Source organism: Aquicoccus porphyridii (genome assembly GCF_008369105.1).
Classification (GTDB): domain Bacteria; phylum Pseudomonadota; class Alphaproteobacteria; order Rhodobacterales; family Rhodobacteraceae; genus Aquicoccus; species Aquicoccus porphyridii.
The window spans coordinates 16,172-28,220 of the sequence record NZ_VINQ01000028.1 but is presented as its reverse complement, the minus strand read 5'-3'; the positions used below and the strand labels follow the sequence as shown (position 1 = coordinate 28,220).

The window sequence follows — 12,049 nt, the reverse complement described above, 5'->3', positions numbered from 1 at the left end:
AATGCCCGCATGGGAAAGCGCAGAAGGATGCGGTGGTCGCCCAAAGGGGCTCACCGAGTAGCCGTCACAAGGGCCGCAGTTCTCGATGGTCGGCTGACCGTCGCAAACAGAAAACGCGCCGCATGACCCCCATGTTTTGTCCACTCCCCGTTGGATTTCCCATCTCACAATTAAGGGCTACGCGACAAGACGACACCGCCACAACCCGTCCGCTTTCGGCTTCCTGCATTTGCGGCACCAACGCCCGCAGCACACGCAAAGGGCCATTCACCATGATTTCGAACGATTGTGACCAATCCTCATCCGTGATGGCCATCAACGGCTTGACCGGCGGTCCGCCGTGGTTGAGCAGAAAGGCACTGGCCCCGCCCAGACCGCTGGCGGTTTCTGCCAATGCAGCCGCGACCGCGGGTTCGGCAACACTGCCGGGCACAATTTCGATCCGCACGTCATGGCGAGCGCGCAGCGTTTCGGCGGCCTCTTCGGGATTGCGCGACGAAAGCACCAGATCATACCCGCGTTATGCCATTTCCTCGGCCACGGCGAATCCCAACCCGGAACGGGCGCCGACAACAACGCAAACCTGATTTCCGCTCATATCAAATCCTCAGTTCGTGGCTGGCTCAGGGCGTCAGGCCGTGCACACAGTCCCGCCAGGTCAGGACGGTGTGTTTCCGATTTCGGATTCCCTGTCGTTCGCCCGGCGCCAAGCGATAAGATCCTCAATCGAGATCAACTTGAGCCCATAACGGCGGGAAAAGGCCGCCAGGTCGGGGAGTCGCGCCATTTCGCCGTCGGCCAGCGCAATCTCGCAGAGCACGCCGCCGGAGTAGCGCCCAGCCAAACGCGACAGGTCCAGCGATGCCTCGGTGTGTCCGGGACGTCCAAGCACCCCTTCGGGGTGTGCGCGCAGCGGAAAGACATGGCCGGGACGGTTGAAATCGCCCGGCACGCGGTTGGCGTCGGTCAGCGCACGGATGGTTTTGGCCCGGTCAGACGCCGAAATTCCCGTGGTTGTCCCTTCGCGCAGATCACAGGTGATTGTGAACCCGGTGCTGAGAAACTCGGTGTTGTTCCCCACCATCTGCGGCAGGTCCAACTGCTCCAGGCGCTCGGCGGACAGTGACACACAAATCAGCCCCCGCCCCTCGGTCGCCATGAAGTTGATGTCGGCAGGGGTGACCGCGTCAGCGGCCATGATCAGATCGCCCTCGTTCTCGCGGTCAGCGTCATCAACGACGATCACCATCTCGCCGCGCGCAATCGCGGTGATCGCATCCTCCACCCTATCCAGCACAATCGGCGAAACGATCTCGCCTTCCAGCAGATTCAGGCTGACTACATTCGCCATCGTGTTCATTGGGTTACCTCGGCAGTTCCAGTACAGTAGCTTTGGATCGTCTTTCCTGCGATTTGGGTCATTCGCTTTCCTTCCCTTTAGATCGCCCGGACTAGCCCGCCATCCACAAGCAGGCCCTGGCCGGTGATGTATCCGGAGTCTTCGGAAAGCAGGAAGGCAATCGTCGCACCCATTTCATATTCGACTGCCGCATATCGCCCCATCGGGATCTTCGCCAGCGCCTCGGGTTTGCTGGGATAATTGTCGACGAAGCCGGGCAGCACGGCATTGATCCGCCAGCCTTCGCCGCCGTGGCGGGCGACGCAGAGCTTGAGAAAGCCTGACAACGCGGCCCGGAAGACCGCCGATAACGGATAGGTCAGTTCCGGTTCACGTGCGGCATAGGTCGAGACCGATACCGCCGCTCCCGACTTTTGCCGCGCAAAAATCGGGGCCAGGTGCCGCATCGCGCGAACCGTCGGCATCAGGATGATTTCCATCGCAGTGTGCCAGTCGTCGTCGGTGAGCTCCAGGATTTCTCCCTTGGGCGGATGGCCGGTATTGATGACGGCGCCATCAATCCGTCCGTGAAGATCCATCGCGGTCGAAATGAGCCGGGCGATGTCGTCATCGTTGGTCACGTCTCCGCGCAGGGCCGTTGCGCCCAGTTCCGCGGCCGCGGCTTTGATCTTTTCCGAACGCGACATCAGCACGAGTGACCAGCCGCGCGCCGCCAATGCGCGGGCCGCGCCCAGCCCGATGCCCGAGCTCGCCGCAGTCACCACAGCGACCTTGGCCCGCTGCGTTTCCCCGCCATTGGTTACATCGCCCTGCATCGCCGCCTCCTTGGTTGGCGCGGCAACACCAGCCGCGCCGGTCACATGTTTTCTCAGATGTCGGGCATCCACAAATCTGGCACGTATTCGTACCCCGATCCATTGCGCACCACATGACCAAAGCCCGGGAACTCCAGGTGCATCCCGCCGATGGCCAGACGGTCCGCAGAAATACGATCCAGGATACGATGCCGCGTTTTGCGGGCAAGGTCGACGTCCACGTCAAAAGCCAGACCGACGTCGGGACGGGCAATCTGCACCACCGGCACGTGGGTAATATCACCCCAGATCAGCAGTTCCTCGTCACCGCTGGACAGGTGATAACCGCTGTGGCCAGGGGTGTGGCCCGGCAAGGCTTCGCGGCGCATGCCGGGAATGATCTCTTCCTCGCCGATTGCGTGCCAGCGGTCGCCATAGGCCTTGCGCAGCTGTGGCGCGTAGGAGTTGACCTGTTCGGATACGCCCACTTCGTCGGTCGGCGGCTCACCCCCAAGCCAATGTTTCTCTTCGTCTACCGACAGAAAGACTTCGGCCCGCGGGAAGATCGCAGCCCCGTCGTCGTCCAGCATACCGCCGGCATGGTCAGCGTGGATATGGGTCAAGGCAATGCGGTCGATCTGGTCGGGTGTCACCCCAACCACCGCCAGATTGTCAACCACCTTTCCGAGCGTCGGTCCCATCAGATTGCGTGCACCGGTGTCCACCAACGTGCGCGAACCGCCCTTCTCAATCAGATAGGCACCGATGGTAATATGCGGATCGCCGGGGCGAAAGCGGCCTTCCAGGGTTTTCTTCACCTCGTCGGGCGCCATGCCGACCATTACCTCGGCCGGCACCGGAACGATACCGTCGTTGATCGCCGTGACCACAAAGTCGCCCACGCGCCTGCGGTAAATGCCCGGCACCTGCTGGAATGCGTGATCATTAGCCATTTTGGCCCCCTTTTATCTATACAGTGTTTCTTGCGAAGAAATTTCGACCCCCTGGAAAACGCGTTTTCAGAAGAACTTGGCCAGCCGTACCAAGGCTGCTGTGTCGCGTTTGAAGGTGTTCTCGGTTTCGACATCGGTCCCAATTTCTAGGACCAATTGGGTCGTGGGGTTCAGCATCTGCGACCAGGCTGCTCGCACGGTGGTTACCTGACTATCGCCGCGGCTAACCCCCCCCCACGTCTCCTCACCGCCATGTGTGGTGCTGATGCCGAAGGAAACGGTGGTGGCCTCGCTGGCATGATAGTTCAGCCAGCCAAGCGCGGTGAAGTTGGGATCCTTCTCGATTTTTATGCCGCCCGGGCCGTCATCGTTGTCTCCGTAAATTGTCACGTCACCAACCAGGTCCACCGACCATTGCGGGGAAATGTTAAAGTAGAACGCAGGCTGTACAGTCACCGACCAGCGGTTCGAACCCAGAGAGGCCACGTTCGCGTCGTATTCGCCGGTAGGCAGGGTCAGGTATGTGGCCAGCGCGAAGTAGCGGTTGTTCTCGGGATCATTGAGCGGCCAGAACGTGCCCACGATCGAGGTATCGCCCAAGCTGAAGTCGTCGCTGTTCAGGGGCGAGCCGCCAAGCGACATATTGCTCAGGCCGCCGAAGGGCTGCACCACGTTGATATCCGCCCGCACGCCGGCGACATCAAAGAAATATACATAGCGGGCGATGCCGATATGCGTGTCGAGGCCCGATCCGGGAACTTCGTTGCCGTTGGCATCAACGAAGGTGTCGGACGAGCTATTGAGATTATACAGCAGCCCAAGATGCGTGCCCGCCGGAGCCGGCAGAAAATCGCGCGGCTGCGCGTCGGCAGCAAGCGCCTCGCCAACCCCGAGTGACCCGAACATCGCAACCGAAGTCACAATAGTCGCAATGTGGGGAACCTTTCCAAAAAACTGTTTCATCGTCATCTTCCCATTGGTTTCATTCCCGCAGCACCGCCACTAATGCAGCACTGCGGGAGTTTTTTATTTATTTCCCGGGCGGTGCCACCTCACAGCGGCTGATCGCGCCAAGTGCCCTCGCGCAGTTCTTTGCGGAAGGTCGGCTTGCGCTGTTCCAGCTTGATGCCGAGCTTCGGTAGAACTTTCTCTACCAGCAACTCGTTCGAACGCAGCAGTTTGTCGACCGGGCCCGGTCCAACGCCGATCCAGGGCACGATCATTTCCATGCCATAGGTCTCGATCATCTTCTCCATCTTGGCGGCCACGGTATCTACCGAGCCGGCAATCGCGAAGCCGCGATCCACCATCGATTCATAGGTGTTGGGGATCGGCCCCTCTTCGCCCGGGCGCCGCAGCGCCTCGTTGAAGCCAAAGTGATCGTGCCAGCCGGTCCAGATATAGCCAAGCGCGTCCTTGCCGATATTGAAGGCCTCTTCGTCGGTATCGGCGACAACGATGTCGCGGAAGTGACCCACGTTCTGACCCCATTTGACGTTGGGGTCGCGGCCCACTGCCTCGGAATGGTAGGCATCGAGGCACATCCGCAACGTCTCGTCGATGGGCGTGAAGACGATCGGCCAGGCCCCTTCCTGCGCCGCCCATTTCATGGTGTTGGGGCTGAGCGTGAAGGGCACCATCATTTCGATTGTCGAGGGATCCTGAAGGGTGTTCGGCGCGATGCCGATCTTTTTCAGGATATCGCCATCAACCATGTCCGGCGCCATTTTTTTGGTCTTCGGGTGATCCCACTTCACGTTTTCGGGCGGAATCTGCCAATGCTTGCCTTGATACGAGAAGGTCCTGTTGTTCAGGAGTCCTTTGATCACGTCATAGGATTCCTGGAAGAGTTCCCGATTGCGCGCATCGTTGGCGGCGTAGTCGGGATCGGTCGCAAAGGTCGCCACGGCGCCGTTCTTCTGGCCGATCGTGGTGACGTGACGTGCCTGATAGCCCCGCGCAAAGCCGGTGAGCATGCGGCCTTCGGAGAAATGATCCAGCATCGCCAAATCCTCGGCCACGAGGATCGGATTGCGCGCCGGAAGCACGGTGGCCATCTGGCCGATGCGGATGCGTTTGGTGAAGCCGGCGGCCCAGGAACCCAGCAGGATCGGATTGTTTGAAATCTCCAAGCCTTCCAGATGAAAATGGTGCTCCGAAAAGGCGACGAAGTCAAAGCCGAGGTCTTCGAGCTGCTTGATCACGCGGGCGTGCTCGTTCAGCGACCGCTGGTAGTAAGTCGGGTTGGCTCCTGGGTACTGCTCTGATTGTAACTCATCGTGTTTCGCGGCCGCAGCCGGTAGCAGAAACGCTCCAAATCGCATGTGTTTTCTCCTTTCTTGATTTACGTATCAACGCCGGGGCGATGTCTTTCCGATGTTCCCGCCCTCCACCTCCAAAGCGAATCGGGCGGGTCATTCAACTCTTGCGAATGGCAAACTCCGTGACCTGATAGGCGATTGTGTCGAGTTGGAAGCGCACGGCGGCATCCACACAGACACCCGCGTCATCGAAGACTTTTTGGGTGGAATTGATCATCCCGCCCATTGGCGTCGGCCAGCCGCGCAGCGCATGGACAATGGCGCGAAGCGCGGACAGCGTTTGACCAGCGGCCTGCCAACCTGCGCCGCAAGCGATCGAGCCCACCGGCAGCCCATCGAAATACACGCGGGCATCGCGGTTCATGTCTTCGGTATAATCGAGCGCATTCTTCACTAGCCCGGAGACCGAGCCGTGATAGGCGGGAGAACACAAGACCAGCCCATCGCATTCGCGCATCAGCGCGATCATCTCCTGGGCGGCCGCGCTGCGCTCGGCAGACTCGGGCGAATAAAGCGGTAGGTTCAGCGCCTGCCCGGAAATCAGTTTTGTGCGGGCACCGCGCTCCTCGGCTCGTGCAAGCACATGGTGCAGGGCTTTTTGCCCGGTGGACTGATTCCGCAAAGTTCCACCTACCCCCAGAATCAGGGGGCGGTTCTTTTCTCTCATCACTGAAGATGTCCTCCCTAGACCTTCAGTCGAGCCGCCGCCTCACGCTCTCTGGCGTTTCGCAGCATCGACAAGAATTAGGTTATTGCTCATCCCGACAACATCGCAGAACTAACTGTCTTCTGTTCACTGAGCGAACGCTCATTCGGTGCCCTGCCCTGCCCGCAGCAGATCTAGGGCCACGTCGACGATCATGTCTTCCTGACCGCCGACCATTTTGCGCTCGCCCAATTCGACCAGGATTTCGCGCGAATCGAGACCGTAGGTCTTGGCGGCGGTTTCGGCATGACGCAGGAAGCTCGAATAGACCCCGGCATACCCCAGCGCGATAGTTTCGCGGTCCACCTGCACCGGCCTGTCCTGGATCGGGCGCACCAGCCGGTCAGCCGCGTCCATAAGCGCGAAAAGATCGCAGCCGTGGTCCCAACCGGACCGCTCGGCGACAGCCACGAAGGCTTCGATCGGCGTATTGCCGGCTCCTGCGCCCATCCCGGCCAAAGAGCCGTCCACCCGGAACGCGCCCTGTTCCACCGCAACAACCGAATTGGCCACCGCAAGCGACAGATTCTGATGCGCGTGGATACCCACCTGGGTTTCCGGATTCAGTACATCGCGATAGGCGCGGATACGGTCCCGTGCGCCATCCATCAGCAGCGCGCCGGCCGAGTCGGTGACATAGACGCAATGGGCGCCATAGTTTTCCATCAACAACGCCTGTTCGGCCAACTCCTTTGGCCCCAACATGTGCGCCATCATCAAAAAGCCCGACACATCCATGCCGATCTTGCGGGCATGGGCGATATGCTGGGCGGCGACATCGGCCTCGGTGCAATGGGTGGCCACACGGACTGAGCGCACCCCCGCATCATAGGCGGCCTGAAGGTCGTGAATGGTGCCGATCCCCGGCACCAGAAGAGCTGTCAGTTTGGCGGTTTCAAGCTTGTCGGCGACGGCGGCGATCCATTCCAGATCGGTGTGGCGCCCAAAACCATAGGCAAAGCTCGACCCGGCCAGCCCGTCGCCGTGGCTCAGTTCGATCGCGGCCACGCCGGCGCGGTCCAGCGCCGTGGCGATGTCGATGCACTGATCCAAAGTGTACCGGTGGCGGATCGCGTGCATCCCGTCGCGCAGGGTAACATCCTGTACGTAAAGCTTGGTCTTGTCCGAGTCGGTCATCTCACGCGGCCTCCGTCAGTGTCCGTCGCGCCAGCCGTTCGGCGGTTTTCAACGCAGCAGAGGTCATGATGTCCAGATTGCCGGCATATTTCGGCAAGTAGTGGCCCGCGCCTTCGACTTCGAGAAACACGCTGACCTTCAGCCCGGTGGCGTGGTCGTCGACGCCCGGGATGCGCACCGCGGCGTTGTTGCCGATGGTCTCGAACTGGATTTCCTGTTTCAGCCGATAGCCAGGCACGTAGTCCTGCACCTCGGCGATCATCGCTTCGACCGAGCGGCGCACGGCTTCATGATCAGTCGTTTTTGCCAAACAATAGACGGTGTCGCGCATGATCATGGGCGGCTCTGCGGGGTTGAGAATGATCACCGCCTTGCCCTTTGAGGCGCCACCGACCTCGCAGATCGCGCGCGATGTGGTCTCGGTGAATTCGTCGATATTGGCGCGGGTGCCTGGTCCGGCCGAGCGGGATGAGATCGAGGCGACGATCTCCGCATAGCTGACTTCGGCGACTCGCGACACCGCCGCCACAATCGGGATCGTGGCCTGGCCACCACAGGTCACCATATTGATATTGGTCTCCGCCAGGTGGTTGTCCATGTTCACCACGGGAACAACATAAGGACCAACGGCCGCCGGGGTCAGGTCGATCATGATCTTGCCCGCGTCGCGGACAATCTGGTCATTGCGCTTGTGCGCGCCCGCGGACGTGGCATCGAAGACAATGCCAATCTCGGACCACACGGGCAGCCGGGTCAGCCCCTCGATGCCTTCATGCGTAGACGCGATGCCAAGCCGTGTGGCACGGGCCAGACCATCGCTGTCCGGGTCGATCCCGACCATGGCGCCCACCTCCAGAACGTCCGAAGTCCTCATGATCTTGATCATCAGATCGGTGCCGATATTGCCCGAACCGATGATTGCAACCTTGATCTTGCCGGTCATGCTCCCGCCCCTCCGTCGTCGAAATTCACCTGGATTGGCGAGAACCCGGAAATCTCGGCCAGATATGCCTCGCCCGGTCCCACCGGGACCATCGGCCCGAAAGCCCCCGACATCACGATGTCGCCTTCAGCCAGTGGTTGGCCCAGCTGCGCCATGCGGCGGGCCAGCCACAATGTCGCGTTGAGCGGGCTTCCCATGCAATCTACGCCAAGCCCGCGTGAAACGACGCGGCCATTGCACGACAGGATGCCGCCGCAGAGTCGCAGGTCGAGATCGGTCAGCCGACGCGCGCCAAGGCCCAGAAGGAACCCCCCGCCCGACGCGTTGTCGGCCACAGTATCGACCAGCTTGATGTCCCAATCTCGAATCGCGGTGTCGACCACTTCAAGCGCCGGAACCGCATAGGCGACACGGCGGATCAGTTCGGCCATCGGCGCCTCGGGATCGTCGAAGCCGCGGTCCATTACGAAGGCCACTTCCAACTCGGCCTTTGGCTGCATGAAGCGGCCGGTGTCGACCACCTCGCCATCGGTGAAGAAATAGTCGGCCCAAAGCATCCCGTAATCGGGTTGGTCGATGCCCATCTGAGCCTGAACCGCCGGCGAGGTCAGCCCAATCTTGCGACCGACCAACCGTCGTCCCTGGCCAAGCCAAATCTTGTTTGCGGCGTCCTGCACCGCATAGGCGTCCTCAACCGTGTCCAGCCCGTGACTTTCGCGCAGCGGCGGGATCTGTTTCAGCTCTGTCCGGGCGTCCACCAGCGCCGTGGCCATGTCGTCGATGCGCCCGCTCATGCGGTGCCCCGAGGCTGGCGGGCGTCTTCGTCAATCGGCAGATAGTCGCCCCGCCAGTGCAGAAGCGGCGGCTCGGGAAATGTGCGGGCCCGCAACACGCGCCCTACCAGGATCGTGTGATCGCCGCCGGGAAGCGTGGTTTCGAGGCTGCATTCGATCCAGGCCGCTGCACCTTTGATCAAGGGCAACTCGACAATTCCTTCGTCAAGGTCAAGATCGGCAAAGCGGTCAACATCGGCGGTCGCAAAACGCCGCGACACCTCTTCTTGATCCGCCGCCAGGATATTCACTGCAAAGCGTTGCGCGCGCAGGAAAACCGGCAACGAATAGGCTTCATTGCGCAAACTCCATTGCACCAGTGGCGGGTCAAGCGACAAGGAGGAGAACGATGTGGCCGTGACGCCATAATGCCCCTCCTCGTCATCATGCGTCGTCATGACCGTGATGCCGGTGGCAAAACGTCCCAGCGCATCGCGGAACGCTGTCGGCGCCAAGGGTGGTGTCGTTTTGGCACTGACAAGGCGTTTTGCCTGTGTGTTTATCGTCATGACTTTGCTCTCCTTGTCTCAGGGTCGGTTGGGTCGATGAAACCACGTGTTTCCGTTCCGGGTCGCGGTCAGCGGCCCAGCAGGAAGTCGATGTGAATCCGATTGAAAGTTTCGGGATCTTCGAATTGGGGCCAGTGGCCGCATTCGTTCATCACTTCGAAGCGCGCATCGGGAATCGCATCCGCGATCTTGCGGCCTTCTTCGGGCGCTGCGGTGGGATCGTGCGAGGTCCACAGAACCAGAGTCGGCGTTGTGATCTTGGCACTGTCCTCGGGGCTGAACATGTTCCGCTGACGGATGTCCATTTCCTGCAGGCACAGGATGCGTTCCATAATGTCGGCATAGCCGGGCTGTGCGTAGATTGCCCGGCGCACTTCGACGAGATCGTCATTCACCTTGGAATGGTCGTGCATCAGAAATTCCAGCCGCGTTCGAATCCGCTCAGGCGACGGATCGTTCACCGCTTCCATGGTCAGCCGCTTGATGCGTTCCATCACCTCCGGATAAGCGGTCCAGCCGCCGGCCGTGTTCAGTACAGTGCGGTCGAGCCATTCGGGATGATGAACCGCCATCCATCCGGCCACCCAGCCGCCAAGGGACTCGCCCGACACATGCGCCTTTTTGTGTCCGAGCGCCTTGATCACATTGATCACGTGCTTGGCATAGTCGGCGATTTCGTAATCCAGCTTCGGCTTGTCGCTCCAACCGTGGCCGACAAGGTCGATTGCATAGGTGCGGAAATGCTCGGCATGGGCGGCAAGATTGCGGCTGTAGGCCTCGGCGTGGCCGCCGGTCCCGTGGATCAGGATCAGCAGCGGTTTGTCTTCGTCACCGGCCGCCAGATAGCGGGTGCGGACGCCGCCCGCATCCAGATAGCCCTGGGTAAAAGGCACCCGCGTCAGGTCGGTCCAGATGGATTTGTGTTGGGACGTCATTGTCATCTCATATTCCACGTTTTTCACTCTGCTGCGTCGCGCTGCAGGCTGCGCGCGGGTTCAGGATCACCAGCCAGCGCCAGCGCATCGTTGACCAGGCGCATCATCTCTTCGTCCTGCACCTGAAGATAGTTGGAGGCAGTGGTCCGGATCGGATCGCCCGCATAGTAGCGCTCGTACTGAAGCAGCCGTGAGCCAAACGCCTCACCGGAAAGATCCCAGGCAAGCTTGAAAAGCCGCGCCCGATCTACCGACGACATTCCGCCTGCGCCCTGGTAATAAAGGTCCGTGTCTTCAGACAGTTCGGGGACAGTGAATTCTGCGCCCGAGGGCATCATCATGAACCCGCCGGCGGCAATGGTCTGAATGGTCTCTACCAGCTTCGGGTAAGCGGTTGGCAGGAAGGTGCGCAGCGCCTGCAAAGGGGCCAGAGCCGGGCGCACCGTATCATGGCCGGTTTGCTCACATTCCACTTCGGAGCGCACCAAGCCGCTCTTGAGAAACTCGATTCCGTTCAGGGCCTCGCCCAGCATTCGCTGCACATGCAGGAATTGGTCGGCGCCAATCGAACGCGCGACAGCCATGGCCACGCCCACTCCGAATTGCAGTTTCACCAGCGCCCGCGTGTTGGTCTGGTGCGCGGTGTAGTTGCGCAGCGCCGTCTCGGTATAAAGCGCGTTGTTGAGCGCAACGTCGCGATACATGAACACCCGTTCCCATGGAACAAAGACATTGTCGAAGATCAAGAGCGAGTCGTTCTCTTCGAAGTTATTCGACAGCGGATGATCAAAGTCGGACCGCTGCCCATCGACGGTGTAGGGTTCGCGGCAGATCTGCTTCACGCCCGGATCGGACACCTTAACTGCGAAGGACAACGCGTGGTCGGCGTCACTCTCCGGGATGCCGGGCAGGCAATACATCAGCATTTCGTCCGCAACCGCGCCGAGCGTGGCCACCATCCGCGCGCCCTGCACGTAAATGCCCTCATCGGTTTCCTTGACCACCCGCATGTGCAGGTTTTTCTGTTCGGAAGACGATTTGGTCCGGTCGTTCTGCGGCGAAATCAGCGCGTGGCTGAGAAACAGATCGTTGTCGCGGATGTATTTGTAGTAATTGACGATATTGTCCGCAAAGCGGTCGCCGCCGCGGGCGAAAACCTCGCGCGCTTCGGCAAATGCAAGCAAACTGGCGTTAAGGAAGTCCGGGGAGCGCCCCATCAGGCCGAAATTCATCGACGCCCAGAGGTAATAGGCATCGCGGCGGCGGCGCAGATCTTCGGACGTTTTCGCCGGCATAAAGGCCATGCCGGCCCGCTGACCGGTTTCGGGGACTTCATAGGTCAATGTATCGCGGGTCGCCGGATCGACCTGGGCTTCATAAAGCCGGGCCAATTGGCGCACGATCCGCGAGAAGGCCGGATGCGTGGTGACATCCTCGACCTTTTCGCCGTTAATCCAAACTGCGCGCGGGTTGGCTTTCAACCCGTCGATGAATTGCTGTCCGCTGCGGACTCCCATGTCTCACTCCTGCTTTTCGTGTCGACTTTCGCCAAGCGCGT

12 protein-coding genes and 1 pseudogene are annotated in these 12,049 nt (G+C 60.7%); all 13 read right to left on the bottom strand.

The features are described from left to right. Nucleotides 1–190: 190 nt before the first annotated feature. A pseudogene (locus FLO80_RS23280) lies at nt 191–505 on the bottom strand (SDR family NAD(P)-dependent oxidoreductase); the annotation flags it as partial. Between the two features lie 153 nt (nt 506–658). Continuing rightward, nucleotides 659–1,360 carry a 3,4-dihydroxy-2-butanone-4-phosphate synthase gene (gene ribB / locus FLO80_RS20620; protein ID WP_223145526.1) on the bottom strand — a complete coding sequence of 234 codons (702 nt, stop codon included), beginning with the start codon at nt 1,358–1,360 and terminating at the stop codon, nt 659–661. A gap of 77 nt (nt 1,361–1,437) precedes the next feature. Further along, on the bottom strand, nt 1,438–2,175 hold the full coding sequence (locus FLO80_RS20615) for an SDR family oxidoreductase (RefSeq protein ID WP_197055933.1): 738 nt from the start codon (nt 2,173–2,175) through the stop codon (nt 1,438–1,440). A gap of 53 nt (nt 2,176–2,228) precedes the next feature. Further along, the gene (locus tag FLO80_RS20610) at nt 2,229–3,107 is read right to left on the bottom strand and encodes an MBL fold metallo-hydrolase (RefSeq protein ID WP_036562760.1); all 879 of its coding nucleotides are present in this window, start codon (nt 3,105–3,107) and stop codon (nt 2,229–2,231) included. Between the two features lie 66 nt (nt 3,108–3,173). Next, nucleotides 3,174–4,076 (bottom strand): transporter, encoded by a 903-nt coding sequence (locus FLO80_RS20605; RefSeq protein WP_081894015.1) that lies wholly within the window; start codon nt 4,074–4,076, stop codon nt 3,174–3,176. Nucleotides 4,077–4,159: 83 nt separating this feature from the next. Then, nucleotides 4,160–5,431 carry an LLM class flavin-dependent oxidoreductase gene (locus FLO80_RS20600; RefSeq protein ID WP_081894016.1) on the bottom strand — a complete coding sequence of 424 codons (1,272 nt, stop codon included), beginning with the start codon at nt 5,429–5,431 and terminating at the stop codon, nt 4,160–4,162. A gap of 94 nt (nt 5,432–5,525) precedes the next feature. Beyond that, on the bottom strand, nt 5,526–6,095 hold the full coding sequence (locus tag FLO80_RS20595) for an NADPH-dependent FMN reductase (RefSeq protein WP_036562765.1): 570 nt from the start codon (nt 6,093–6,095) through the stop codon (nt 5,526–5,528). Between the two features lie 141 nt (nt 6,096–6,236). After that, complete coding sequence (dmpG, locus tag FLO80_RS20590; RefSeq protein WP_036562766.1) at nt 6,237–7,271, bottom strand: 4-hydroxy-2-oxovalerate aldolase; 1,035 nt, start codon at nt 7,269–7,271, stop codon at nt 6,237–6,239. A gap of 1 nt (nt 7,272) precedes the next feature. Next, a complete protein-coding gene (locus FLO80_RS20585) occupies nt 7,273–8,214 on the bottom strand; it encodes an acetaldehyde dehydrogenase (acetylating) (protein ID WP_036562769.1) in 942 nt (313 codons plus the stop codon). Next, a complete protein-coding gene (locus tag FLO80_RS20580; RefSeq protein WP_036562771.1) occupies nt 8,211–9,008 on the bottom strand; it encodes a 2-keto-4-pentenoate hydratase in 798 nt (265 codons plus the stop codon). Before FLO80_RS20580 ends, FLO80_RS20585 begins: the two co-directional genes overlap by 4 nt. Beyond that, nucleotides 9,005–9,556, bottom strand: coding sequence for a flavin reductase family protein (locus tag FLO80_RS20575; protein WP_071974390.1), 552 nt, complete (start codon nt 9,554–9,556; stop codon nt 9,005–9,007). The genes FLO80_RS20580 and FLO80_RS20575 overlap by 4 nt, the downstream gene beginning before the upstream one ends. Before the next feature lie 68 nt (nt 9,557–9,624). Next, on the bottom strand, nt 9,625–10,491 hold the full coding sequence (locus FLO80_RS20570; RefSeq protein WP_036562808.1) for an alpha/beta fold hydrolase: 867 nt from the start codon (nt 10,489–10,491) through the stop codon (nt 9,625–9,627). 23 nt (nt 10,492–10,514) lie between these two features. After that, nucleotides 10,515–12,008, bottom strand: coding sequence for a 4-hydroxyphenylacetate 3-hydroxylase family protein (locus FLO80_RS20565; RefSeq protein ID WP_036562773.1), 1,494 nt, complete (start codon nt 12,006–12,008; stop codon nt 10,515–10,517). Nucleotides 12,009–12,049: the final 41 nt, after the last annotated feature.

Bases quoted from the DNA above. Each gene is read 5' to 3' on its own strand.
- FLO80_RS20580 (WP_036562771.1), bottom strand. From the start codon at position 9,008: ATGAGCGGGCGCATCGACGACATGGCCACGGCGCTGGTGGACGCCCGG.
- FLO80_RS20565 (WP_036562773.1), bottom strand. From the start codon at position 12,008: ATGGGAGTCCGCAGCGGACAGCAATTCATCGACGGGTTGAAAGCCAAC.
- FLO80_RS20615 (WP_197055933.1), bottom strand. From the start codon at position 2,175: ATGCAGGGCGATGTAACCAATGGCGGGGAAACGCAGCGGGCCAAGGTC.
- FLO80_RS20595 (WP_036562765.1), bottom strand. From the start codon at position 6,095: ATGAGAGAAAAGAACCGCCCCCTGATTCTGGGGGTAGGTGGAACTTTG.
- FLO80_RS20570 (WP_036562808.1), bottom strand. From the start codon at position 10,491: ATGACGTCCCAACACAAATCCATCTGGACCGACCTGACGCGGGTGCCT.
- FLO80_RS20605 (WP_081894015.1), bottom strand. From the start codon at position 4,076: ATGACGATGAAACAGTTTTTTGGAAAGGTTCCCCACATTGCGACTATT.
- FLO80_RS20575 (WP_071974390.1), bottom strand. From the start codon at position 9,556: ATGACGATAAACACACAGGCAAAACGCCTTGTCAGTGCCAAAACGACA.
- FLO80_RS20585 (WP_036562769.1), bottom strand. From the start codon at position 8,214: ATGACCGGCAAGATCAAGGTTGCAATCATCGGTTCGGGCAATATCGGC.
- FLO80_RS20600 (WP_081894016.1), bottom strand. From the start codon at position 5,431: ATGCGATTTGGAGCGTTTCTGCTACCGGCTGCGGCCGCGAAACACGAT.
- FLO80_RS20610 (WP_036562760.1), bottom strand. From the start codon at position 3,107: ATGGCTAATGATCACGCATTCCAGCAGGTGCCGGGCATTTACCGCAGG.
- ribB (WP_223145526.1), bottom strand. From the start codon at position 1,360: ATGAACACGATGGCGAATGTAGTCAGCCTGAATCTGCTGGAAGGCGAG.
- dmpG (WP_036562766.1), bottom strand. From the start codon at position 7,271: ATGACCGACTCGGACAAGACCAAGCTTTACGTACAGGATGTTACCCTG.